Consider the following 26,023-nt stretch of genomic DNA (forward strand, 5'->3'; position numbering starts at 1 on the left):
GGAGCCTCTTCCGGCAACCTTTTCTTGCTTTTGTCCATCGGCAGAGCCTCTTCCGGCGACCTTTTCTTGTTTTAGTCCATCGGCGGAGGCTCTTCCGGCAACCTTTTCTTGAATTAGTCCATCGGCGGAGCCTCTTCCGGCGACCTTTTTCGTTTTAGTCCATCGGCGGAGCCTCTTCCGGCAACCTTTTCTTGTTTTAGTCTATCGGCGGAGCCTCTTCCGGCAACCTTTTTCGATTTAGTCCGTCGGCGAGCACCTCGCCGGCAACCTTTTCTTGTTTTTGTCCATCGGCGAACAGTTCGCCGGCAATCATTTTCGATTTTGTCCATCGGCGAGCACCTCGCCGGCAACCTTTTCTTGATTTAGTCCGTCGGAGAGCACCTCGCCGGCAATCATTTTTGATTTTGTCCATCGGAGAGCACCTCACCGGCAACCTTTGGGACATCTACCCTATTTGGATTGCGTGGGACGGCTCATCATCCATAAAAAACTGCAAAAATCAGGGGCGAACACCTGCTCCTACTCCACTTTTTATTACTTTTGCACGAAACAAGACGCATTTAACATTCAAAATATGACGAAAAAACTGTCCTTGCTGCTGCTGTCACTGCTGTTGCTGTTGCCGGCTCGCGCTGTGCTCAAAGAGGGTAACATTGAAAGCACACTCTCTATTCTTCGCACCGAACTTACCAACTATCGCAATGACTTAGACCGGCAATCGGGCGACATGAAAGACCAGCAAAATGCGGTTCAAGACATGTTGTTCAACGTGATGGCGCGGAGCAACCAAAATGCGCTGATGCTCTATTCACAAAAGCCCGAATATGTGTTCGACTTGGCTTATGCTTGCCACGAGGCCACCAAGCAATATGAGGACTTTAAGCAAAACCTGCTGCCTGTTCGGCAACTCATCGACCAAAATAAGTCGGAGATTGCACGCTACGATAATCTCATCAACACGCTCAGCTCCATGAACGTGGCCAATCTCGGTCCCAAGGCGCGCCTTGATAAGGGGGTGTGTCTGACGCTGGCCATCAACATCCGCCACACCTTGAGCGACAACAGCAAGCAGTTCACCGATTACATTCGTTATTATGACTCGATTGAGCAGCAATTACAAGCAATCAACGATTACGCCAACCAATGTTACCGCGAAATTCAATTCTCGATTTTCAACAACGCAGGACAGAACTATTTCAGCTTGCTCAAACAGCTGCCCGAGAACCTGAAAGAGTCGAAACTGGCCGTGCAAAGCAAATATTTTGAGAAGACCAAGGTGCGCTCGCAATGGGACGGGCGTTACATCGTCACGCTTTTCAGTCTCATTGTGTTCTATGGGCTCATCGCTGCTGCTGCCAATTTTCTCATCGCCCGCTATCTCATGCCCAAACGCTTGCGCCGCCCCGCCATCATCGCCCGGCGGAAATATATTGTCATGGCCTCATCGGCAATCACGTTGGCCGTAATCTTAGGACTCATCCGTTTCTTCTTCGCCTCACAACATTTTATTGTCATGGCGAGCAGTTTGCTCGTGGGCTACACTTGGTTGGTGGCCGTGATTTTAGTCTCGTTATTGCTGCGTTTAGGCGGGCGCCAAATTAAAAGCGCGTTCTATCTCTATGCGCCTCTCATGGGCATGAGCCTTAGCGTGATTATCTTCCGCATCGTGCTCATCCCCGACAACTTAGTGAATTTACTGCTGCCCCCTATGCTGCTCGTCTTCACCTTGTGGCAATGGTTGGTTATTCGCCGTCACACGCGCCATGTTCCCCAGAGCGACACGCTGCTTTCCTATGCGTCGCTGCTGGTGTTTGGACTGTCCTTGCTGGCTTCGTGGATGGGCTACACGCTGCTCAGCGTGCAAGTGCTCATTTGGTGGATGATGCAACTCACGTGCATCCTCACCATCACTTGTCTGCGTGGTTGGCTCAAAGCCTGGGGCATTAAGCATCGCATGAGAGAGCAAAAAATCACCAAAACATGGAGCTTTAGCCTTGTTTATCAGGTGGTGCTACCCGTGCTCGCCATCGCCTCATTCCTCTTGGCTATTTATTGGGCGGCTGATGTGTTTAATCTCAGCGATAAAATCTGGGACATCTATCGCCATGCCTATATCAACACCAAATGGTTCTCGGCCAGCATCCTTTCGGTGGCTGAGGTGGTGTCGATTTACTTCTTATTCAAATACCTCAACCATAGCATAAAAGCGTTCTTAAAACTCCACTTCGAACGCTCCGACCTCAGTACGGCCGCGAGCCGTTTCACCATGGCCAAGAATGTAGTTCAGGTGGCCGTATGGGGCTTTTGGACCATTTGCTCTTTAGCCGTCTTCCACATCGACAACACTTGGCTTGTGGTTGTTTCGGGCGGTTTTTCAACAGGTGTTGGTTTTGCCATGAAAGATATTCTCGAAAACATCTACTACGGCATTTCGCTCATGGCGGGTCGTGTAAAGGTGGGCGACTATATCATTTGCGATGGCATCCGCGGTCGTGTGAGTTCCATCAGCTACATCTCTACAACCATCGAGGCCAACGATGGCTCGGTTATTTCTTTCCAAAACAGCCAGCTACTCACCAAGAACTATAAGAACATGACGAAAAACCATGGCTACGAGGTCGCTGTTTTAGAAGTGGGTGTGGCCTATGGCAACAACCTCAAACAAGTGAGAGAGCTCTTGCAGAAGAACATTCTCAAGTTGCCTTGCGTTGACGTCACCCGCGGTGTGACGGTGATGGTGAAAGAATTGGCCGACAGTGCCGTGACGCTCAAGATTGTAGCGTGGGTGCCCGTGCTGACTCAGGCCATTGATTGCAGTCGCATTCTGGAATGTGCATACGACACACTCAACGCCAACAACATCGAGATTCCGTTCCCACAACAAGATGTGCACATTGTGAACAACGAAACGAGTCAAAATTAAAACAAACAACAAGCCGTTTGGAATGCCTTTAAAAAAGAATAGGAATTAGCACCTAAAGAATAGGAAAACGTCTTGCAAAAGCAATAGAATAAGGAGGAAAAGTTTGCGCTTTTCTTCCTTTTTATGTAATTTTGCACACCAAGTAAAAACGTTTATGCTTATGCAACCCATCTTCATTGCTGGCCCCTGCGTGATTGAATCCGCAGAAATTTTAGATATCGTTGCCCGCAAATTGGTTGAAATCAACAACAAATTGGGCACTGATATCATCTTTAAATCCTCTTTCGACAAAGCTAACCGCACATCGCTCCGCTCGTTCCGAGGTCCGGGATTGACACACGGATTGCAAATGTTGGCCGACATCAAAGCAAAATATGGGCTGAAACTACTCACCGACATTCACGAGAGTTATCAAGCAGAAGCCGCCGGCGAAGTGTGCGATGTGCTGCAAATTCCGGCATTCCTTTGTCGCCAAACCGATTTACTTGTCGCTGCTGCCCGAACTGGGAAGACGGTGAACATCAAGAAAGCGCAATTCCTAAGCGGCCAAGATATGCGCTATCCTGTGGAGAAAGCCATGGAGAGTGGCGCCAAGGAGGTGTGGCTCACCGAACGTGGTAATTGTTTTGGCTACAATAATTTGGTGGTTGATTTCCGTAACATTCCCGACATGAAGGCTTTCGTCCCCACTGTGATAATGGACTGCACACATAGCGTACAACGCCCCGGAGCCGGGAATGGTTCAACGGGTGGCGACCGCAAATTTGTGCCTGCCATGGCGCTTGCAGCAAAGGCTTTTGGAGCAACGGGCTATTTCTTTGAAGTGCATCCCGACCCCGACCATGGATTAAGCGACGGCCCCAACATGCTGCAACTCGACAACTTGCAAGGACTCATTGAAAAACTATTGTAAAATGGAGCAAGATAACGATATACAGACACGCATCCAACAAGCCTGCCAATGGGGCATTCAAGCGCTTAAAGAAGAAGCTGAAGCCATTCACGAACTCATTCCACAAGTAGACGAGAACTTCACTAAGGCGGTGGAGATGATGTATAACTGTCACGGAAAAATCATCGTGACAGGTGTTGGAAAGAGTGGGAATATCGGTGCAAAGATTGCAGCCACACTGGCTTCTACAGGGACACCCGCCTTTTTCATCAACCCTTTGGATGTGTACCATGGCGATTTGGGTGTAATGACTGCCGACGATGTAGTGCTGGCATTGAGCAATTCGGGGCAGACCGACGAATTGTTGCGGTTCATTCCGATGGTGCTCCACATGAACATTCCCATCATTTCGATGACAGCCAACCCGCAATCGCTGTTGGCGAAATATAGCAATGCGCACATTCAAGTGTGGGTGAAAAAGGAAGCGTGTCCACTTAATCTTGCACCAACCAGCAGCACCACGGCAGCTTTGGCCATGGGCGATGCTTTAGCCATAGCGCTGATGCAAGTGCGCAACTTCCGCCCACAGGACTTCGCCCAATTCCATCCTGGTGGTGAGCTGGGCAAACGTTTGCTCATGACAGCAGGTGACGTGATGCGCACAGAGGACCTGCCCATCATCCCACAAGATATGCACTTGGGCGAAGCTATCATCTGCGTGAGCAAAGGCCAATTAGGTTTGGGTGTTGCTTTAGAAGACAATAAAGTGATTGGCCTCATTACCGACGGTGACATTCGTCGTGCCATGGAGCGCTGGCAAGCCGAATTCTTCAACCACACCGTGAGCGACATCATGACACGCACGCCAAAACACGTGTTGCCCACCACCAAAATCACCGAAATTCAAGCCATCATGCACCGGCACAAAATCCATACCGTGCTCGTAACTGACGAACAAAAACACTTGCTTGGCGTAGTTGATCATTACGCTTGCATGTTGTAATAAAACCTATTTCCACGATTTGAAATCTACACTGTTCACCATCAGTTTGCTCTTGAGTTGCGCCTTACAAAGCGTGGCACAATCAGCCGACACCCTTGTTAAGCGCGACTTAATGAGCCATGGCGTTAGTTTCACCCACGACAACACCGTGGTATTGCTGCCCTCGGGACAAGAGAAGTTCGACGATATGTTTCGCGCCATTCGTCAAGCCAAAAAGAGCATCCATTTAGAGTATTTCAACTTTCGCAACGACTCCATCGCCAGCCTGCTCTTTAGCCTCTTAGAAGAACGAGCACAAGCAGGCGTAGAAGTGCGCGCCTTGTTCGATGCCTTTGGAAATTCCTCCAACAATCGTCCGCTCAAGCGGCAGCATCTTGACACCATACGCGCGAAAGGAATCGAAATCTACGAATTCGACCCCATCACTTTCCCTTGGATCAATCACGTCTTTGCACGCGACCACCGCAAGATTGTGGTCATCGATGGTTCCGTGGCTTATACGGGCGGCATGAATGTGGCCGACTACTACATCAAAGGCACAGAGGCTGTGGGCGAATGGCACGACATGCATTGCCGCATAGAAGGTAGCGCTGTGAATACCCTACAACAGATTTTCCTCAACATTTGGAACAAAACTACAGGGCAGCACGTCGGTGGGGCACCATATTTCCGCGGTGGAAAGTTGCAGCCCAACGTGTTTCAAGGACTCAAACCTGACGTGTGCACAAGCAAAGGGCACAAGCAGGTGGGCATCATCAATCGTGAGCCCCACACCAGTAATAAGATTATCCGCCAGTTCTATCTCTCGGCCATCAACCACGCCCGCGACAGTATTAAAATCATCAACCCCTATTTCACCCTCAACCACAAGCTGAAACAAGCGCTCAAGCGTGCTGCAGCCCGAGGCGTGAAAGTCGACATCATGCTGAGCGTGCGCAGCGATATTCCCCTCACTCCCGACTGTGGTTTCTACAACGCCCACAAACTCATGAAACGAGGTTGCCACATCTGGCTCTACGAACCTGGGTTTCATCACACCAAAATCATCACCGTCGACGGACAACTTTGCACCGTTGGCAGTGCCAACCTCAATGCACGGAGCCTCAGTTGGGATTATGAAGAGAATGCCGTAATCCTCGACCCCTGCACCACAAAGCAGTTGGACGACCTGTTCAATCGCGAAAAGAAAGATAGTTTCTGCCTCACCGAAGAAAAATGGAAACAATGGCGAACACCATGGCAGCGCTTCCGCGGATTCATAGGCCATGTGATTGCTCCCTTTTTATAAAATCAATCTGATGAAAAAATGAGCGAAAACAATCCTCACCCCACAGACCACATGCCACCTCATGCGGCAATGCGACCCAAAATCGCCATCATCGACAACAATGTCCTGGCAACAATCGGGCTGAAAAGTCTGCTACAAAACGTGATGCCCATTGCCGACATCGAAACCTTTTCGACACTCAATGAGCTCGAAACTGCCGGTGCCCAACAGTTCATACATTATTTTGTGGCCCTGAAAATCATGCTCGAAAATCGCCCCTTCTTCTTGGCACAGCACCAAAAAACGATTGTCCTTACCACAGAACAAACTCACGAGCACAAGGTGATGGAGTTTAAAACGCTTTGCATCAGCACCAGCGAAGAGCAACTTGTGAAGGCCATTCTGCAATTAGAGCAATATGGACATCCCGGCGGAAGGAATTTGCCCGAAATGCCCAAAGCGCTCAAAACGAAACTGCTCACCGACCGCGAAATCGAAGTACTTGCACTCATTGCACAAGGCTTCATCAACAAAGAAATTGGCCGCCAGCTTAACATTGGCCTTACAACGGTCATCAGCCACCGAAAAAATATCACCGAGAAGCTCGGCATGAAAAGCGTCAGCGCCCTCACTATCTACGCCGTCATGCACGGTTATGTGGACATCAACAAAATTTAAGGGCGTTCGCTCCCACCCTCTCAAAAACGGCATAGTCCCCGGAGGATTTTTCGATTTCCAAACTGAAACACGTTATTCCCCAGGGGATTTTTCATTTCCTTAACTGAAACACATTAGTCCCCGGGGGATTTTTCAATTTCCAAACTGAAACACGTTAGTCCCCGGGGGGATTTTTCAATTTCCAAACTGAAACACGTTAGTCCCCGAGGGATTTTTCAATTTCCAAACTGAAACACGTTAGTCCCCAGGGGATTTTTCATTTCCTTAACTGAAACACATTAGTCCCCGGGGGATTTTTTATTTCCAAACTGAAACACATTAGTCCCCGGGGATCTAATCCGTTTCAAAGAAAAAACACGTTAGTTCCTGGAGATCTAATCCGTTTTAGAGAAAAAACACGTTAGTTCCCGGGGATCTAATCCGTTTCAAAGAAAAAACACGTTAGTTCCCGGGGATCTAATCCGTTTCAAAGAAAAAACATGTTAGTTCCCGGGGAGATTGTGCTGTTTTATCAAAAACAGGCGATTGTCACCCCCGAACAAGCATTTTCAGGCCACAAAGTGCACCACCACAAGGCTGGCAAGCCACAAAAAAGCGGAGAACTTCTGTTGAAATTCTCCGCTTGTGTCAAGTAGAATGAGGTTTATTTTGCGTAAGCAATAGAACGCGTTTCGCGTATCACGGTAATCTTCACCTGACCTGGATAAGTCATCTCATTCTGTATCTTCGTTGCAATCTCGTCACTGAGTTTGGTGCTCTCTTCGTCGGTCATCTTGTCAGCACCCACAATCACACGCAATTCTCGTCCAGCCTGAATGGCATAGGTTTTCGTCACACCCGGATAGCTCATCGCTATGGCTTCGAGGTCATTGAGCCGCTTGATATAGGCCTCAACAATCTCACGACGTGCACCCGGACGCGCACCGGAGATGGCATCACACACTTGCACAATCGGTGCCAGCAACGTGGTCATTTCCTCTTCATCGTGATGGGCGGCAATGGCATTGCAAATGTCGGGCTTCTCTTTATATTTCTCTGCTATCTTCGCACCATACAAAGCGTGGGGCAATTCACTTTCCTCATCGGGCACTTTGCCTATGTCGTGCAACAATCCGGCGCGCTTAGCCTTTTTGGGATTGAGCCCCAACTCGCTGGCCATGACAGCACAGAGATTGGCCGTTTCGCGGGCATGCTGCAACAAGTTTTGCCCATAGCTCGACCGGTATTTCATCTTTCCGATGATGCGGATGAGTTCGGGGTGGAGCCCATGAATGCCTAAATCAATAGCCGTGCGCTTGCCCGTCTCAATCACTTCGTTGTCGAGTTGTTTCTTCACCTTGGCCACCACCTCTTCTATACGCGCGGGATGGATTCGCCCATCGGAAACCAATTGGTGGAGCGCCAAACGGCAGACTTCGCGGCGAATGGGGTCGAAAGCACTGATGACTATGGCTTCGGGCGTGTCGTCGACAACGATTTCAACGCCCGTAGCGGCCTCCAATGCGCGAATGTTGCGCCCTTCGCGGCCAATGATGCGTCCTTTCACTTCATCGTTTTCGATGTGGAACACACTCACCGAATTTTCGATGGCCGTTTCGGTAGCCACGCGCTGAATGGTTTGAATCACAATCTTTTTGGCTTGCTGATTGGCATTAAGCTTGGCCTCGTCCATAATTTCGTTGACATAGCTGGCAGCATCCAACTTAGCTTGGTCCTTCAAACTCTCCACCAATCGGCTTTTCGCCTCCTCGGCACTCAGTCCGGAAAGTTCTTCGAGCTTTTCCTGCTCTTGCTTCTGCATTTTCTCCACTTCTTGCTGCTTAAGCCCCAGAAGTTTGATTTCATTGTCGATGCGCAGCTGCTCTTGATCCACCTCCTGTTTCCGACGCCCCAATTCTTCTTGACGTTGGTTGAGGGTAATCTCACGCTGTTTCAATCGATTCTCATTTTGCTGAATCTTTTGATTGCGCTGCTGCACCTCTTTTTCAAGCTCACTTTTCTTGTTGAGGAACTTTTCTTTCACTTCCAGGAGCTTCTTTTCTTTCAGCACCTCGGCCTCTTTATTGGCGGCCGCCACCATCTCATTGTATTTTCCTTTAATCACATAGCGGAAAATGCTATATCCTGCTGCGCCTCCAATGCAGAGTGCCACACAGACTGTTATAATTGTTAGAAACATGTATGATTTATTTTATGAATATGCTTAACTCCTATGCTAACGCCGCTTCGACTTCAGAAGTAAGCTTTCGAAGAATCTCGTGAAAGGGCTCGGTGTCGTTGCGTCGGGCTTCACGTGCATATTGAAATGCAATGTTGATGAGCGCCATGTAAAGCAATCGTTCCCGGCCTATTTGCCCTCTATATTTTTCTGCGTAAACATTCATCGTGTCGGTGATAACCTTTGCCGCCTCACGGTATAAGGCTTCGTCCTCCCGCAACACTGTTAGCGGGATTTCGTTATCATAGACATGCAACGTGATGCGCAGCGTTTTGTTCTTCTCTTCAGCCATTCTTCACTACTGTTCACTGAGCAGCGTAATACATTTATTGACGTCGCGAATGAGCTTCTGCAACCGTTTCTGAGCACTTTCGACATCGGTGTCGGTCACTTCGAGCATCTTCGCGGTTTTCAATCGATCATAATCTTTCTGAGCCTGCACCAACTGCGCCTGAAGTGTTTCGTTCTCCTGCCTGCATGCCATCAAGCGCGCTTCGAGCGTAGCATGCTCCTTTTTCAGTTCGTCATACTGGAAGATGAGTTGCCGAATGCGAGTAGAAAACAAATTTAACGCCTCTTCGGTCGCGTCCATAAGATTATAATTTAGTCGCAAATTTAACGATTTAGATTGGAACAGCCAAATCTTGTTTTAAGTTTTGCCCCGCGTAACGCCCCATGTGGCACGTTGCCAAGAGCAGCCATAAAAACTCGTGAAATGGTGTGCACAATCTTTAAGAAACTATTTTTTCGCCGCGGCATCGTCTTTCACACGCGGTTCCTTTTTGCTCAACAGCACCACTTGGAACACGAAATCGGTCATCCATTTGGACGAAAATCCTAACCGCTTTTGATACTGGCGCACGTGCAAGACGGTTTTCATCACCCCCGGGTCGGTGAAATCGTTCTTGGTCAGCACGTCGTTGATGGTCTTCTCCGTCATGGTGTAGAGCGCTTTCTTCATGAACGACGGCAGACGCAACTTCAATTTCATCAGGTTGCCAATGAGCATCATCAAGTCCTGGCAGAAGGCTTGGAACTGAGCCATATAAGGCTGCACATCCTGCAATTTGCGGCAGTTTTTGCGAATGCTCGCATCTACTTCGCGGAAGAAATTGTCGTTGGTGCCATAAATCTCGCGCATCATCTTCTCACATTGTTTGCGCTCACCCAATCCCAACTTGTTGTTGAGCGTGGGTACATGCAGCGTGGTTTTAAACGTGCGCAACTCGGGAAGCATACCCAAATTGTTAATGCCCAAGTTGGATGCGAGCGATGCTTCAAAATAAACGCTGATGAGCATCATGTAGTCTTCCATCCCGCCCGCCTTGGGGGTTGCTTCCCTTCTCTTGAGAATATTAGAAAAAAATCCCATTTTTTGTTTCGTTATGATTCTAAGTTATGTTTCAAATTCAATGTTTGCGCAAAGGTACAACATTTCACGCGATTGACCTAATTTTTACATACGAAAGGCCGTCGAAACGCACCTTTTAATCTTTCATTTCGTACAAACGACCCTCGGGCACAACCATTTTACAAGGCAAATCGCTTGCATAAACGAGGAAAATGCTTATATTTGCAACCGATAAACTACATTTGGCAATTTGAAAGCCATTTTTGATTGCCTTAGACCGTTCACAAATAAAAAATCAGTCACGATGAATACCTTTTTTATAAGAGCGCTGCTGTCTTGCATCAGCATGGGAGTTTCCCTGTTTGTAAGCGGGCAAGGCAAGCTCAACGGAACCGTTTTAGATGAGCATGGACGAGGTGCAGATGCTGCCACCGTGATGCTCATCGCCCAACCCAACAACGTTCTCGTCGGAACCACGCTCACCAACCGTGACGGGCACTTCTCGTTCGCCGCGCAGCAAGGCCACTTCCTACTCTACATACGAATGTTGGGCTACAAAGAGGTGAAGCAGGACATCGTGGTGGGCGAAGGCACCACGATAGCTGACATCCGCTTGGTGCCCGACGAAATCCATCTGAAAGATGTTGTGATCACTGCCCGCAAGTCGCGTCCGATAACCAGCGCGTCAAATGGAAAAATACGCATCCATGTGGCGCAATCCTATCTTGCAGATGTCGGCAACGCCATCGATGTCTTAAAACATTCCCCAGGCGTTTCGGTCAACAACAAGGGCAACATCTCCTTAGCAACGCTCGGCGGCACCGCCATCTATGTGAATGGAAAGAAATTAATGCTGCAAGGCGACGAACTGACGGCCTACCTTCGCGCGCTGCCTTCCTCAAAAATTGCACACATAGAAACGGCGCCAAATCCGAATGCAAGTTTCGAAGCCGATGGAGCCGGCGGTATCATCAATATCGTTTTGAAGACGGCCGCAAAATCGGGCATCTTCCTGACCGCCTCAAACGGCCTCTCTTACTGGGAAAACCTAAAGCAAAACACCGACCTCGCCTTCGCCTACAACACGAACAAGTGGCAATTAGGTCTTAGCTACAACCACAGCCTGGGGCATTACGCCATGGATTATGGTTACGAGAAGATGCAGGAGGGCGACAAGAGCCAATCTTCGACGGTAGACACCGACAAGCGAAACACCATCGCGGCGGGCATCGATTTTTCCTGGCAACCCAGTAGTAAAAGCCAATGGCTTGTTAATAGTTCGGTGAGCATGCTGGCTGGTCCTGGTCTAACGCAAACCACCACCTATGTCTACCGAGGTACATCGCTGTTGGACGGCACACTGAAGGCAAGCAACGATTACAAGAAGCAACGGCAAGTGCGCTACAACAACAGCCTGAACTATCGCTATCAACCCACCAAAGAGCATTCCTTGTCGTTCACGGTCGACTGGACACATTTCGATGGCACTGCACACTGCGAACAGCCCAATCACTATTTTTCGGCAGCCAATACCCTCATTCGTTCCGACCGGTTCTATTCGCAGCCCGACAAAACGATTGACATCTACGCCCTGCTGGCCGACTATAAGTTTCATCCGAACGAACAAGACGAATGGCTCGCGGGGCTTAAAATGTCGCTCATCAAAAGCGATAACGATTTCCTTTTTAAAAAGAACGGAGCAACCGACCCGCAGCGCTCAAATCATTTCTACTACAACGAAAAGAACCTCGAGGGCTATCTGCAATACGCCCATGCGTGGCAGAAAGTGACGTTGAGCGCGGGCATGCGCATGGAATATATGCACACGCACAACCGGCTGAACGCTTATCGGCAGCAAACGACAGAAGAAAATCGTCGCTCGAAACTGCAGCTGTTCCCCAATTTGTCGGCTACCTACACCATCGACGAGAAAAATAAAGTGGCGCTATTCTACAGCCGGCGGCAAGACAAACCGCGCTACGAGGATCTCAATCCCTTTGAATATCTGCTCGACGAACTCTCCTATTGGAAAGGAAATCCATTCCTGAAACCCCAAATCAGCCACAAAATAACGTTGAATTACACCCGCGGCAACCTGTCGATGAACGTATATTACAACCAACTCGACGACTATTTCACCGCGCTGACCGATGTTTTCGACCACAACAAAACCATCATGACGACGAAGAACATCGGCAAGCAGCAGCAAATGGGCGCAGAAGCCATCTTCTCAAAACGCTTCACCGCCTGGTGGGACTTCAACACCAACCTGGGATGCTACTACTTCATCAACAAGTTGGATTACGAAACCTATCGGCAACACTACAAACGCCCATCGTGCAGCCTGTCGATGAGCAACACCCTGTTTCTGCCTTGGGGCATCAATGCCGAAATCTCGGGGCGCTATCATTCCAAACGTCAGGGTGGGAGCTATGAGGTGAGTCGCGCAACGGGCAGCATCGATTTGGGGCTCAACAAAAGGTGGGACGATGGGCGCATGCGGCTATCGCTGTTGATGACCGACATCTTGCACTCTGAACGCTGGGATAGCTACGGCACGAAGGACGCCCTATACCTTGCGTCGTGGGGCTATGGCGAGAGCCGCAAAATCGTATTGCGCTTCAGTTACAGCTTTGGCAAACAGCAACTCAACAAGGTGGAGAGAACCCTTGAAGAGTTGGAACGGCTATGAATGTTGCGCGGCAGCAAAGCAAAAATCCTCCAAAAATATCTTTTTCGCGATGGATGCACCCTGCCCGCAACGAAAAAATACATTTTCACGATGAATGTAACCTCGCACGTAACGAAAAAATATATTTCCGCGATGAATGCAAAACTGCGGCAACGAGAAATATGACCTGCAGATGATGAAAAAGCAACTATTTTTTTAGCATAACGCCCCTATATCTTGTTTTTTTATTAACTTTGCACGCGGCTTGATATGCGCGTTACCTATTACGAATTTACAAATAACAGTGTGGAATGAATTCTAACTTTAACAGCAAGACTTTGGCAAAACAGTTGGTTTGCGTCAGCGATTTCGCGATTGCAAACATCATGCTGATAGCCGTTTTCACACTATTTGCAGACAATGTCCCTTACGACTTTCGGCATTCTTTTAAAGTGATATTTCTCCTGACGAATGTGTCGATGGCCTTTGCACAATATTTTTTCCACACGATTGTGCACTATCGTTGGGTTGAATTTAATAAAATCGCCATCCGCGTGTTGCAGCTCACAGGAGCTCATGTCGTGAGCCTTTTCATCCTCATGAGCTTCATGTTTCCCAAGGTAAATTTCTTTCATTTGGCCATCCCCTATGCCGTCTTTTGCTTCATCGCCATCATGGTGAGCCGCTTTTTCGAGCGTTTCATCTTGAAATTTCTGCGACTCAAAGGACACAATGTACACAACATCATTTTCATTGGCAATGACCCTTCACTTTTAGATCTCTACCGAGACATGAAAGAGGACACAACCATGGGCTATCGCATTTTGGGATTTTATGCCGACCATGACTTTCCGCGGGCACCAAAGGAGTTGAAACGCCTTGGCACGTTAGACGATTGGAAGCAACACAAGATGCTGGACGTGTTGCCCAAAGCGCAAGAGGTGTTTTGCAGTTTGAGCCACGATTACAATGATTTCATGGTCGATGTGATGAAGTTCTGCGATGCCAATGTGCTGCGTTTCCATTATGTTCCTCGCAAATTCAGTCCTTATCGGTTGCCTTTGCGTGCAGAATATATGGGTGACACGTTGCTTTACACCAATCATGTCGACCCGCTAAGCTATGCTAACAACCGCATTCTCAAGCGCCTTTTCGATATTATCGGTGCCAGCATAGCCTGCCTTTTTCTCTTGCTCATTACTCCCATCATTGCCATTTGCATTAAAATGCAAAGCCCGGGCCCCATTTTCTTTAAACAACAACGCACAGGGTTTGCGGGGAAACCATTTACATGCTATAAATTCAGAAGCATGCACGTCAATACAACTGCCGACACCGAGCAAGCCACCAAAGATGATCCACGCAAGTTTGCCTTTGGCAATTTCATGCGGCGAACCAACATAGATGAGCTGCCCCAATTTTGGAATGTATTAAAAGGGGACATGAGCATCGTTGGGCCACGCCCCCACATGCTTTATCATACACAAGTTTATAGCGATCTCATCGATAAATATATGGTGCGCCATTTCTGTAAACCCGGCATCACAGGCTGGGCGCAAGTAACGGGCTATCGGGGTGAGACAACTGAATTATGGCAGATGGAAGAGCGCGTGGAGCACGACATTTGGTACATCGAACACTGGTCGTTTGCGCTCGATCTGCGCATTATTCTCAGAACCATTTCAAGCATGTTCATCCCCGATAAGCATGCCTATTAAAATCAGTAATCATCAAACGAACAAATGATAGTATGAAAGGAATTATTTTAGCAGGAGGCTCGGGCACACGCCTCTACCCCATAACACGAGGCATCAGCAAGCAACTTATTCCGATATTCGATAAGCCCATGATTTATTATCCCATATCGGTTCTCATGCTGGCAGGTATCCGTGAGATACTCATCATATCAACCCCCTATGATCTTCCCGGTTTTCAACGCCTTTTAGGCGACGGACATGAGTTAGGCGTTTCTTTCTCTTACGCCGAACAACCGAGTCCCGACGGCTTGGCTCAAGCATTCATCATTGGAGAGACTTTCATCGGCAATGATGCCGTTTGCTTGGTTTTGGGCGATAACATTTTCTATGGATCGGGCTTCAGTGCACTATTAAAAGCGAGCGTCCACGATGCAGAGCAAGATAAAAAGGCCAGTGTTTTCGGTTATTATGTAAACGACCCTGAACGTTATGGCGTTGCCGAGTTCGATGCAATGGGGCATTGCCTTAGCATTGAAGAAAAGCCAGCAAAACCAAAGAGCAATTATGCTGTGGTGGGGTTATATTTCTATCCCAACAGCGTGGTAGAAATAGCAAAGCACATTAAACCCAGTGACCGCGGTGAATTAGAGATAACCACTGTAAATCAAGAATATCTCAACCGCAAGAGCCTGCAAGTAAAACCATTGCAAAGAGGTTTCGCATGGCTTGACACGGGCACACACGATAGTCTTTCGGAAGCCAGCACATTTATAGAAGTGATTGAGAAACGACAAGGATTGAAGGTAGCATGCTTAGAAGAGATTGCCTATCGGAAAAGTTGGATTACCAAAGAACAGCTAATCGAAGATGCCAAACCTATGATTAAAAATGATTATGGGAAATATCTCATGGAATTGGCCGAAGGAAAAAGAAAATAACATAAGTAAGGACTAAAGTAAATTTGTAGAAAATATGGATGACAACAAAACGCTACAAAAAGAAGATAAACAAACCAAGAGTTTAATCGACCGGTTAAACTTCAGAAACCTTTATGTTGCCATTATCCTCAACTGGAAATGGTTCATCATCGCCGTGGTATTCTGTTTAGGCATCGTCTACATTCGATTACGCTACACCACACCCGTTTATCAGGTTTCGGCCAAATTGCTTATCAAAGACGATGGCAACAACCGACGAGGAAACAGCATTCAGAATACAACCAACTTGGGCGTGATGTCCAACTCTACTGGTATTGACAACGAAATGGAGATTCTCTCTTCTCACACGTTGGCAGAGAGTGCTGTGAGAGATTTGAAACTTTACGTCAACTATGTGTTAGACGGAAAGTTTAAAGATAAATTGCTCTACCGAACAGAACCCGTAATGGTTGATATTGATGCGGCAAGCTTGGAAAAAATCAATCGCCCCATCAGCATGACCTTGACAAAAACGAAAAAGGGGTATTATGTGCGTGGAACCTATTTCGTGCCTATTGATGCAACAAACAGCCGAGGCCCTTACACTTTCGAACGCGAGTTGACATCCTTCCCAACAAATATTTATACGCGTGCGGGCGTACTGACTTTCACTGAAAACCTGTCGCCTGAAGCGGTAGACATTTTTGGCGAGGCGAAAGTCAATATCACGCTGCAATCGCCCAACGATGCGGCCTATCAATATCAAGGAGCATTGTCGGTCAAACAAACCGGCAATTCAACCACCATTGCTCAATTGGCTTTGACCGACATCAATATTCAACGGGGTATTGACTACTTGAAACAGCTCTCAATTTGCTACAACCGTCAGGCCAACGACGATAAAAACCAAATAGCGGTAAAGACCGAAAACTTCATCAACACACGATTGGAGAAAATCAATTCTGAGTTAGGGCTGACCGAAGATAAACTCGAGAATTTCAAAAAGCGCAATAACATGGTCGAGTTACGGCTGAACGCTTCGCAGGCCATGAACAACCAAGACCAATTCAGCCAGCGCTTGGTGGATGCCAACACACAGATTATGCTGCTTGATGAACTGACCAAATTCATCAAGATGCCCAGCAATAAATATGAGCCGCTACCTGCAGATATTGGCATCTCCGATAAAAGTACCAACCTGCTCATTAATAAATACAATGAGATTGCATTAGAGAGAAAGCGTCTTTTGCACACCGCCAGCGAGGCAAGTCCGACGATTACGCCGCTCACTGCACAATTAATCGACATCAACAACAGCATTCGCCGTGCCATGCTGCAAGCTAAGAAGGCTTTAGAAATACAGCGCAATGCGGTGACCAACCAATTCAGCAAATACAACGGACAGGTAGGAAATACGCCAGAACAGGAACGTATCCTAACACAGATTGGCCGCCAGCAAGAAGTGAAATCGGGGCTCTACCTCATGCTGTTGCAAAAACGGGAAGAGAACTCCATCTCATTGGCTGCTACGGTTGATAAAGGAAAACTCATTGATGAGCCCGAATTTGCCGGTAAACTCAGCCCTAATTCGTCCATGTTCTATATGGTTGCACTCATCATAGGGCTCGTGGTTCCCATTGTTATCATCTATATTTTAGAATTTTTCCACTATAAAATTGAAGGACGAAACGATGTCATCCAACTCACACAGCTCCCCATCCTTGGCGACGTACCAATCGCCAGTGAGCAGGCAAAAACAAAGGCCGATATCGTGGTGCATGAGAATAAGAATAATCTCATGGAAGAGATTTTCCGTGGCATGCGCACCAACCTGCAATTCATGATGAAAGATGGTGAAAGAGTGATCGTCTTTACATCAACCACTTCGGGTGAAGGAAAAACATTTATGGCAGCCAACTTAGCCGTGAGCTTTGCCCTCTTAGGCAAAAGAGTCATCATCTTGGGATTAGACATTCGCAAGCCACGATTGGCAGAATTGTTTGAAATTCACGACCATCATCATGGCATCACCAATCTTTTGGTGCACAGCCATTCGACAATGGAAGACATCCAAAAACAAATTCTGCCTTCGGGTGTAAACAAAAACCTTGATTTGCTCATGGCTGGACCTACGCCACCAAACCCCACCGAGCTCTTGGCGCGCGAAAGTCTGGATGACATTGTCGCCCAACTCAAAACCATCTACGACTACATCATCATCGATACCGCACCTGTCGGTCTCGTCACCGACACTCTGCAAATTGCCCGTATCGTTGATGCCACCGTCTATGTCTGCCGCGCCGACTATACCCCGAAAGACAGTTTCATACTCATTAACAGTTTAAACGAGGAACGAAAACTGCCCAATATGGCCATTGTCATCAACGGGCTCGACATGACCAAGAAAAAATATGGTTATTATTATGGTTACGGAAAATATGCAAAATACGGCAAATATGCTCGCTATGGCTACTATTCGAAAGGAGCCTATGGTGCAGGAGGCTATCGTTCTTACAGCTCTTATAGCTCGTATGGCAGCTACAACAGCCAAAGTAACACCTATATTAGTAAAGACGACAATTCAATTAAACAATAATGATTATTGCAGTTGATTTTGATGGCACTATCGTAACCCACCAATATCCAGCTATTGGTGAAGAACTCCCGTTTGCCACAGAGACGCTCAGGCAACTCATTGCCGATGGTCACCAGCTGATTTTATGGAGTGTGCGCGAAGGAAAACTCCTCAACGAGGCTGTAGCCTGGTGCAGAGCACGCGGTGTGGAGTTTTGGGCTGTAAATAGAGATTACCCTGAAGAATTGCAGAAAAATAATAATCACTACTCGCGCAAGCTCAAAGCCGATGTGTTTATTGACGACCGAAATATTGGCGGACTGCCCGATTGGGGGCAAATCTACCACATGATTCACGATAGAATCAGCTATCGACGCCTGCTCACCGACCAAATTTCAGGTAGTGCATACGCCACACCACCCAAGAAAAAACATTGGTGGAGCCGATAGCCCATTGCTTCATTTTCTTGGTAGTGTCTAAAAAGGCGTTCGGGGACTCCCGACGGGGCATTTTAATCAAAAACAAGGCTTCGGAAAATTCCGACGAGCCATTTTAATCAAAAACAAGTGTTCGGGGACTCCCGACGGGGCATTTTTATCAAAAACAAGCGTTCGGGGACTCCCGACGAGGCATTTTTAGCAAAAACAAGTGTTCGGGGACTCCCGACGGGGCGTTTTTATCAAAAACAAGCGTTCGGGGACTCCCGACGAGGCATTTTTAGCAAAAACAAGCGTTCGGGGACTCCCGACGGGGTATTTTTATCAAAAACAAGAGAATGGACTATGCTATCGGTTCCATGCGCCACAATTCGGACACCGCCCCTTGCGACGCATAGGTTTCCCACAATTTCCGCAGATGAAAAGCGTTCGGTTTTTCGTACTATACCGATAGAGCGCAAAATAAACATAGGCCACCAGCAGCAAATAGCCCACATAGTAGAGGCTCAAAATGCTAAACACGATGTAGTTGACGGCGCAGATGCCCATCAGACCGCAGGTGTAGAGGATGGCCTCGGCGACGGGCAGTTTGTGGAAAATGTCGTCGACAGCTGCCATTCCCACGATGAGCATCGCCCAAACCGACGAAAGGAAGATGGCCAAAAGGGGCGGAACAGAGAAAGGATTGAGCGTGGGATGGAAATAGAAGTGCCGCCACACGTCGGGCGCGAACAGCTGAATGCTGGCATAAAAGGCGGCCGAGGTGGCCACGATGATGGCCAGCAAGGTGGGATAAAACGAATCGATGTCCTTGAAATGCACCAAGTGGGCGTGTTTACGCATGAGTTTGCGCACCATGTAAAACGCAAAGATAAGCACAAGCGCTATGAACGACAGCAGCAGATGCACGTCGGAGAAAAGCGAGATAAATTGTGAGATGGGATCATCGGGCACCACATTTTTTAGCAAATTGCGCTCGTGCGTCCAGCCAAAAGTGGCCTGATCGCGCGCCACCTGTACCCAAACGGAATCGACCTGGTCGCTGGGAACAATGCGAATGTCGGCCACCACCAGATGGTTGTTGCGATACACGTAGATGGTGTCCAACGGCAAATCGGCATGTGCTTCCTCGGGTTGCTGACGTACCAACGGGAAAGAGTCGGCCTTCACCAAGAAATTATAGTTGTTGGTGTAGTGGTGTTTCGCCTGGAAAGAGAGCGAATCGCGCTGCTTCGCATCATACATGGTCCACGCATCGGCCTTTGAAGGTTGTGCATGATGGCAAGCCGTTGTGAGGAGCAGGCAGGCAAGCAAAATAAGCAATGGCCGGAAACCAAATGGGGAAATTCTCTTCATGTTGTTCTCCTTCTATTGATAGGGATTATGTTTCAGCGTAAATGTTCATCTGACAAGCCGTGCAATCGAAATCCAATGTAAACCGACGGCCATCGCCCAAACGCAATGTCAACGGCTCTTTCCACGTGGGGCGCTGCCCTCCCCGTTTCACACAAAAACCTAACTCGTAGCGGAGACAATGGCGACATTGCATGATGAGAGGCTTTGTCGGCGGCGCAAGTTCAAAAGCAGGCTGCAAATGGTCTAACCCTTCGGCCGCATAGAAATCGCGGGCTGCGTCGTTGGCTATATTATAAAGGTAGGGATGTTGCTGATAAGTGGCAGGGAAAAGCGTTGAGATAGCCTGCTGAAATGGCTTGGTTTTGGGGACAATGAGCAACTGATTGCGCAAAGGTTTCAGCGCTTTTAATTGTGTCACAACACCACGACGCAGTTGTGTCAACAAGCTCGAAGGCAAAAACAGCTGCTCGACGCCATCTGAAAAAGTAAGCTGCCGGCACACAAATTCTGTTCCACCCAGCTTTGTGAGTTGCATTCTCATATTGTCTGCTTGCAAGCTTTTTGCCTTCTCGTGGGCGAAAGTAATGGTATAACTTACCGCCTCTTCCATTCCATCGTGCTTGGCTTGCAAAAAGAATCCATCGGCGGTGGTGCCCAACAGCATGTCAAGTGCCATGCGGCGTTCGGCCGTGGGCTTAGCCAAAATCTTATCAAACGCGACATCTTGATTGCGATAGAGGCGCATCCCCTCGCACAGTTGTTGCGGCATGCGCTGAGGATAGAGCTTGTTGCCCTCAACTCTGTTCACCCTAAACCCTTCTAACTCACGCTGTGCATTAACGAAACAGAGTCCGTCGCCATTAGAGAACGAGGCCACCCCTGCCACAATCAATGCGTGACCACGAATGGCTTTCACGGTGCCCACAAACTCACCCATAGCTTTGGGCGTGTCGAAGTTGGCGATATGAGACGCGCGTCCGTCAAGAAAATAATGGGTGTAACCACGATTGAACGTTTTATTTAAATCGGGCGTAAAATAATAATCCACCTCGCCCCATGAAGCACGACGATAGTGTTTCGGATACTGCTTTACAACAGCATTGAGTTGCTGGCTGTAGGCACTCACGACATTCTTCACATAGTCGGCTTCTTTCAATCGGCCTTCAATCTTGAAAGAACAGGCTCCTGCCGTCACCAACTGCTCGATTTGGTTCAATTGGTTGAGGTCTTTCAGCGAAAGTAGATGGCGTTGGTGCTCGATTTCTTTTCCTGTAGCATCGACCAAATCAAATTTCATGCGGCAGAATTGTGCACAAGCTCCACGGTTAGCGCTACGGCCAAAACAATGTTGCGAAGCATAGCAAACCCCCGAATAGCTTACGCATAGCGCCCCATGCACAAAAACTTCTAACTCCATTCGGGGTACTTGGGCATGAATGGCTGCAATCTCCTTGACCGAAAGCTCACGTGCCAACACCGCACGCTGAAAGCCCAAAGCCTGCAACCAAGCCACTTTGTTTGCCGACCGATTGTCGGTTTGTGTAGAAGCATGCAGTTGAAAATGCCACTTTCCAGCAGTTGTCCACCGCTTAATCAGTGCATATACGCCCATATCCTGCAACAACAGCGCATCGACTTCTATCGCATCCAAAGCACTGAGTAACTGTTTCAGTGCTGCGATTTCGTGCTCATAAACCAAGGTGTTGATGGTAACATAAACGCGAGCACCAAAGGTGTGTGCATATTGGCACAGTTGCGCTATATCCGCAATGCTGTTTCCAGCCGCAGAACGGGCACCAAAGCTTTCTGCACCAATATAAACCGCATCGGCACCATGCCGAATGGCTTCGATGCCTATTGCGGCTGTTTTGGCGGGTGCTAATAATTCTAACGTCTGCATTTACTTAATATCATTGACATTATAGGGCGTCGCCTGATAAACATAGTAGTTAATCCAGTTGCTATAAAACAAATGGGCATGTGCACGCCAACGCACTATGGGCGCTGCATTACAATCATCATGAGTATAGTAATTCTGCGGCATATCGACATCATTGCGCACACCCAAATCACGTTTATATTCAGCATCAAGCGTCGTTGGGGAGTATTCCAAATGGCCCGTGATGAAAAATTCGCGGCCATCACGCGCCATAACCATGCCCACGCCGCTGACCGATGACTCGGCTATCATCTGCAACTCGGGATGTTGCAACAGGTCACTGCGCCATAATTCGGTATGGCGACTTTGCGGCATAAAGAATGTGTCATCGAAACCACGGAAAATGGGAAGTAGCGGCATCAGCGCCTTTTGTGCATAAACGCCGAACATTTTCCGCGCTAACGCATGTTTTGGAATACCATAGAAATGATAAAGCCCGGCCATAGCTGCCCAACAGAGATAGAGTGTACTCGTGACATGCGTGCGTGCCCAGTCGAAAATCTGCACGATTTCATTCCAATAGCCCACAGCCTCATAATCCATTGTTTCAACGGGTGCGCCCGTAACAATCATGCCATCAAATTTTTGCTGCGACAGTTCTGCAAAGTCTTTATAGAACATCATCATGTGCTCAATGGGCGTATGCTTGGGCGTATGGCTCTTCAGCCGCATAAAAACAATCTCTATCTGCAAAGGTGTGTTCGAAAGCAAGCGGATAAGATCGGTCTCTGTTGTGATTTTAAGCGGCATCAGGTTCAAAATCACAATCCTTAGCGGACGAATATCTTGGCCTTGCGCGCGCGCTTCGCCCATGACAAAGATGTTCTCCTGTTTCAAAATATCGATGGCCGGCAATTTATCGGACAGCTTCAGCGGCATAACGTTACTGCATTTTTAATCATGCCCACAAAGTTAGCGCTTTTTGCTGAAACGGAGAAATTATCGAATTTCGAATGCAAACCGCACACTGTTTAACATTATATCACTGTCGAAGCCTCTTTTGCGACTATACATTGCTTGCATTGCATCATCGAAGCCTCTTTTGCGACTATACATCACTTGCAGTGCATCGTCGGAGCCTCTTTTGCGACTATACATCGCTTGCAGTGCATCGTCGAAGCCTCTTTTGCGACTATACATCGCTTGTAGTGCATCGTCGAAGCCTCTTTTGCGACTATACATCGCTTGCAGTGCATCGTCGAAGCCTCTTTTGCGACTATACACGCTTGCAGTGCATCGTCGAAGCCTTGTTTGCGACTATACACGCTTGCAGTGCATCGTCGAAGCCTTGTTTGCGACTATACATGGCTTGCAGTGCATCGGCAAAGCCTCTTTTGCGACTATAACCTGCTGCATCCTACTTGAAAGGCCACGGTTTCGTGCAGGCATCAAAAAAAGAGCACCCGAAAAAGGGCGCTCCCTGATAAAACTTAAATTGATAACAGAAAAACAGTTGGATTCTTCGTCTAACTTAAAATGGCAAATCTTCATTATCAGCAGTTGCTTCGGCTGACGGTTGCTCGAATGGCGCTTGGGCAGCGGGTGCAGCAGGATTGGCAGTTGCCGCAGGTGCAGGAGCAGGCGCTGCGCCAAAACCTGCAGGTGCAGCACCGGCACCTAAGGTGGCAGGATCGATTTGCCGCACATCGAAAGCGCGGATGCTGTTAAACCAACGACCTTGATATTCGTGTGCATCAATGTCGAAAGAAACGTTCACCTCCTGGCCTATCTGTATGTTGAAACGTTGAAGGCGATCTTCTCCGAAAACAGTAAACGACATTTTGTGTGGATAGTTTTCATGCGTCTCAATTACAAAATCTTGCGCTTTCCATTCTCCACGTGCAGATGTTCCGGTTCGCACATCAAGCGCTGCAATAACTTTTCCTTGTAACTCCATAATTTGAATGTATTTTTTTATTATTTTATTGATGCATTATGCTTAAGGCCCTACAACCTTACTTTTGCCTTGCGAAATTAATAAAATTGTTCTAACAAATGCAATATTTCAGTCTTTTTTTTGTGAGGCACACAAGAAATTTGTATTTTTGTGTTCAAAAATAAATATAAATAACTATTAAACAGGGAATACTGATGAGATTTACATTATCAAGTAGTGCACTTAATGCACGCCTCCAGTCACTCGCAAAAGTAATTAACAGCAAAAATGCACTGCCCATTCTTGACAGCTTTCTCTTTGATGTAAGAAATGGACAGTTGAAGTTAACAGCCTCTGACAGCGAGAATGTTATGACAACCGTAATGACACTCGATGAACACGATGGAGAAGGCAGTTTCGCTGTGCCCAATCGCACCATCTTAGACGCAGTAAAAGAGCTTCCGGAACAGCCGCTGACATTCGAAATCGACCTTGCTGCGCTCACCATTACGATTAGCTATCAGAATGGTGCATATAATTTTACGGCTCAGAATGCAGAAGAGTATCCACGTGCGCAAGTTGTACCCGACAGCGCAACCACGATTGTTATCAATGCGACCACATTAATAAATAATGTGAGCCGCACTTTGTTTGCTACGGCTACTGATGAATTGCGTCCGGTGATGAATGGCATTTATTTTGATTTAAAGCCCGACTATTTGGCCATCGTAGCCACAGACGGACACAAATTGGTGCGCAATCAAATTCTCAACATCAAAAGTGATACGCCGGCGTCGTTCATCCTACCCAAGAAACCTGCGAACTTAATCAAGAGTGTACTCACGAAAGGCGATAGTGATGTAACCATTAAATTCGATGACAGGAGTGCAGAGATAAAGTTCGAGAATGGGCAACTCATTTGCCGACTGCTTGAAGGTAGCTATCCAAATTATAATAGCGTTATCCCCGAGAACCCCAATAATATGAGCATTGATCGCAAGAGTCTGATTGCAATCCTGCGTCGTATACTCCCCTTTGCCAGCGAAAGCAGTCAGCTCGTCCGTCTTCATATTGAACCAGGGAAGTTGGAAGCATTGTCTGAAGATATCGACTTTGCTACAAGTGCCCATGAACAAATCGTATGTGATTATACTGGTCCCACGATGAACATTGGCTTTAAAGGCAGTTCTTTGCAAGAAATATTAAATAATATAGATTGTGATGAAGTAATTTTCCAATTAGCCGATCCAAGCAGAGCAGGTGTTATTGTTCCTGCTGTTCAGCCAGAGAATGAAAATGTTTTAGCGCTCATTATGCCGATGTTACTCAGCGACTAAAGTCAATATATCATTTATATGAAACTCAATTTAACAAAGCCCCTCGTTGTTTTCGACCTCGAAACAACGGGGCTTGACATTATAACAGACCGCATTATTCAGCTCTCTTATATTAAAGTAACTCCTGATGGAACAGAGGTTAGAGGTAATCACCTCATTAATCCTGAGAGAGCCATCCCTGCTTTTGTGACAGACCTAACAGGGATTAGTGACGAGACGGTAGCTGATCAGCCGACATTTAAGGAGATGGCTCCCCAATTAGCTGAGAGTTTTAAAGGTTGTGATTTTGCAGGATTCAATTCAAATCGATTTGACGTTCCCATCTTAGCTGAAGAATTCTTAAGAGCAGGTGTCGATTTCGACTTCACAAAATGCAGATTGATAGACGTGCAAACGATTTTTCACAAGATGGAGCGACGGAATCTTGCTGCGGCGTATAAGTTCTATTGCGGGCGCGAAATGGATGAAGATTTTGAAGCTCATCGTGCAGATCAAGATACAGAAGCTACTTATCGCGTATTGTTGGGCGAGTTAGAGATGTACAGTGAGGCCAATCAAGACGATCCGGAACGTGTGCTACCCAACGATATGAGCGAGTTAGCAGCCTTTTCAAAGCAAAATGACAACGTTGATTTCGCCGGAAGAATGATTTGGGCTCCCATAGTCGATAAAGATGGGACGCCACTATCTAACGCCGATGGAACCCCGCAACTGCAAGAAGTATTTAACTTTGGTAAATATAAGGACATGCCAGTGTCAGAAGTCTTGCACAAAGATCCCGGCTACTATTCTTGGATGCTCGGAGCCGAATTCCCTAACAACACCAAGCAAGTTCTCACTCGCATCCGGCTTAGGGAGTTCAATAAGCACTAATGGGCATAACAGC

At 47.6% G+C, this 26,023-nt stretch carries 22 protein-coding genes; 12 read left to right on the forward strand and 10 right to left on the reverse strand.

Translation table 11 applies throughout. From position 1 onward, the window contains the following. Positions 1 to 196: 196 nt before the first annotated feature. A complete protein-coding gene (locus HMPREF9431_RS12165; protein WP_155812923.1) occupies positions 197 to 412 on the reverse strand; it encodes a hypothetical protein in 216 nt (71 codons plus the stop codon). Positions 413 to 574: 162 nt separating this feature from the next. On the opposite strand from HMPREF9431_RS12165, the gene HMPREF9431_RS02910 reads away from it, so the two are divergent. The 5 genes from HMPREF9431_RS02910 (at position 575) to HMPREF9431_RS02930 (ending at position 6,763) form a co-directional block, all read left to right on the forward strand. Next, entirely contained in the window at positions 575 to 2,923 is a 2,349-nt protein-coding gene (locus tag HMPREF9431_RS02910; protein WP_004379600.1) for a mechanosensitive ion channel domain-containing protein, read from the forward strand. 160 nt (positions 2,924 to 3,083) lie between these two features. Further along, positions 3,084 to 3,836 (forward strand): 3-deoxy-8-phosphooctulonate synthase, encoded by a 753-nt coding sequence (gene kdsA, locus HMPREF9431_RS02915; protein WP_004379601.1) that lies wholly within the window; start codon positions 3,084 to 3,086, stop codon positions 3,834 to 3,836. A gap of 1 nt (position 3,837) precedes the next feature. Further along, positions 3,838 to 4,818: a KpsF/GutQ family sugar-phosphate isomerase gene (locus HMPREF9431_RS02920; protein WP_004379602.1), complete on the forward strand. Its 981-nt coding sequence runs from the start codon at positions 3,838 to 3,840 to the stop codon at positions 4,816 to 4,818. 19 nt (positions 4,819 to 4,837) lie between these two features. Continuing rightward, entirely contained in the window at positions 4,838 to 6,106 is a 1,269-nt protein-coding gene (locus HMPREF9431_RS02925) for a phospholipase D-like domain-containing protein (RefSeq protein ID WP_004379603.1), read from the forward strand. 18 nt (positions 6,107 to 6,124) lie between these two features. Continuing rightward, positions 6,125 to 6,763, forward strand: coding sequence for a response regulator transcription factor (locus HMPREF9431_RS02930; protein ID WP_004379604.1), 639 nt, complete (start codon positions 6,125 to 6,127; stop codon positions 6,761 to 6,763). Positions 6,764 to 7,406: 643 nt separating this feature from the next. Here the strand turns inward: HMPREF9431_RS02930 and rny are convergent. The 4 genes from rny to HMPREF9431_RS02950 form a co-directional block, all read right to left on the reverse strand. Then, positions 7,407 to 8,942 (reverse strand): ribonuclease Y, encoded by a 1,536-nt coding sequence (gene rny / locus HMPREF9431_RS02935; RefSeq protein WP_004379605.1) that lies wholly within the window; start codon positions 8,940 to 8,942, stop codon positions 7,407 to 7,409. A gap of 31 nt (positions 8,943 to 8,973) precedes the next feature. Then, positions 8,974 to 9,273 (reverse strand): cell division protein ZapA, encoded by a 300-nt coding sequence (locus HMPREF9431_RS12760; RefSeq protein ID WP_004379606.1) that lies wholly within the window; start codon positions 9,271 to 9,273, stop codon positions 8,974 to 8,976. Positions 9,274 to 9,279: 6 nt separating this feature from the next. Further along, complete coding sequence (locus HMPREF9431_RS12765) at positions 9,280 to 9,573, reverse strand: hypothetical protein (RefSeq protein ID WP_004379607.1); 294 nt, start codon at positions 9,571 to 9,573, stop codon at positions 9,280 to 9,282. Positions 9,574 to 9,720: 147 nt separating this feature from the next. Next, positions 9,721 to 10,353, reverse strand: a complete 633-nt coding sequence (locus HMPREF9431_RS02950) for a hypothetical protein (protein WP_004379608.1) — start codon at positions 10,351 to 10,353, stop codon at positions 9,721 to 9,723. A 283-nt stretch (positions 10,354 to 10,636) separates the two neighbouring features. Between HMPREF9431_RS02950 and HMPREF9431_RS02955 the strand changes: the two genes are divergently transcribed. The 5 genes from HMPREF9431_RS02955 (at position 10,637) to HMPREF9431_RS02975 (ending at position 18,641) form a co-directional block, all read left to right on the forward strand. Next, positions 10,637 to 13,024, forward strand: a complete 2,388-nt coding sequence (locus tag HMPREF9431_RS02955) for an outer membrane beta-barrel family protein (protein WP_004379609.1) — start codon at positions 10,637 to 10,639, stop codon at positions 13,022 to 13,024. A gap of 290 nt (positions 13,025 to 13,314) precedes the next feature. Continuing rightward, positions 13,315 to 14,721 (forward strand): exopolysaccharide biosynthesis polyprenyl glycosylphosphotransferase, encoded by a 1,407-nt coding sequence (locus tag HMPREF9431_RS02960; RefSeq protein ID WP_004379610.1) that lies wholly within the window; start codon positions 13,315 to 13,317, stop codon positions 14,719 to 14,721. A 32-nt stretch (positions 14,722 to 14,753) separates the two neighbouring features. Next, positions 14,754 to 15,638: a glucose-1-phosphate thymidylyltransferase RfbA gene (rfbA, locus tag HMPREF9431_RS02965; protein WP_004379611.1), complete on the forward strand. Its 885-nt coding sequence runs from the start codon at positions 14,754 to 14,756 to the stop codon at positions 15,636 to 15,638. 34 nt (positions 15,639 to 15,672) lie between these two features. After that, on the forward strand, positions 15,673 to 18,213 hold the full coding sequence (locus HMPREF9431_RS02970; RefSeq protein ID WP_004379612.1) for a GumC family protein: 2,541 nt from the start codon (positions 15,673 to 15,675) through the stop codon (positions 18,211 to 18,213). Beyond that, positions 18,213 to 18,641: a BT0820 family HAD-type phosphatase gene (locus tag HMPREF9431_RS02975; protein ID WP_004379613.1), complete on the forward strand. Its 429-nt coding sequence runs from the start codon at positions 18,213 to 18,215 to the stop codon at positions 18,639 to 18,641. The genes HMPREF9431_RS02970 and HMPREF9431_RS02975 overlap by 1 nt, the downstream gene beginning before the upstream one ends. A gap of 336 nt (positions 18,642 to 18,977) precedes the next feature. Here the strand turns inward: HMPREF9431_RS02975 and HMPREF9431_RS02980 are convergent, their stop codons facing one another. From HMPREF9431_RS02980 to HMPREF9431_RS03000, 5 genes are all read right to left on the reverse strand, one after another. Beyond that, complete coding sequence (locus HMPREF9431_RS02980; protein WP_004379614.1) at positions 18,978 to 19,985, reverse strand: hypothetical protein; 1,008 nt, start codon at positions 19,983 to 19,985, stop codon at positions 18,978 to 18,980. A 25-nt stretch (positions 19,986 to 20,010) separates the two neighbouring features. Beyond that, a complete protein-coding gene (locus HMPREF9431_RS02985; RefSeq protein ID WP_004379615.1) occupies positions 20,011 to 21,885 on the reverse strand; it encodes a peptidase U32 family protein in 1,875 nt (624 codons plus the stop codon). After that, positions 21,886 to 22,803: a homoserine O-succinyltransferase gene (locus tag HMPREF9431_RS02990; protein ID WP_004379616.1), complete on the reverse strand. Its 918-nt coding sequence runs from the start codon at positions 22,801 to 22,803 to the stop codon at positions 21,886 to 21,888. Between the two features lie 60 nt (positions 22,804 to 22,863). Continuing rightward, positions 22,864 to 23,148, reverse strand: a complete 285-nt coding sequence (locus HMPREF9431_RS02995) for a hypothetical protein (RefSeq protein WP_081463307.1) — start codon at positions 23,146 to 23,148, stop codon at positions 22,864 to 22,866. A 247-nt stretch (positions 23,149 to 23,395) separates the two neighbouring features. Beyond that, complete coding sequence (locus tag HMPREF9431_RS03000) at positions 23,396 to 23,821, reverse strand: DUF3127 domain-containing protein (RefSeq protein WP_004379617.1); 426 nt, start codon at positions 23,819 to 23,821, stop codon at positions 23,396 to 23,398. 194 nt (positions 23,822 to 24,015) lie between these two features. Between HMPREF9431_RS03000 and dnaN the strand changes: the two genes are divergently transcribed. Next, a complete protein-coding gene (gene dnaN / locus HMPREF9431_RS03005) occupies positions 24,016 to 25,137 on the forward strand; it encodes a DNA polymerase III subunit beta (RefSeq protein WP_004379618.1) in 1,122 nt (373 codons plus the stop codon). Positions 25,138 to 25,155: 18 nt separating this feature from the next. Next, positions 25,156 to 26,010 (forward strand): 3'-5' exonuclease, encoded by an 855-nt coding sequence (locus HMPREF9431_RS03010; RefSeq protein ID WP_004379619.1) that lies wholly within the window; start codon positions 25,156 to 25,158, stop codon positions 26,008 to 26,010. The last annotated feature ends 13 nt before the right edge of the window (positions 26,011 to 26,023 follow it).

The sequence above is a fragment of the Segatella oulorum F0390 genome, from assembly GCF_000224615.1.
GTDB classification, from domain to species: domain Bacteria; phylum Bacteroidota; class Bacteroidia; order Bacteroidales; family Bacteroidaceae; genus Prevotella; species Prevotella oulorum.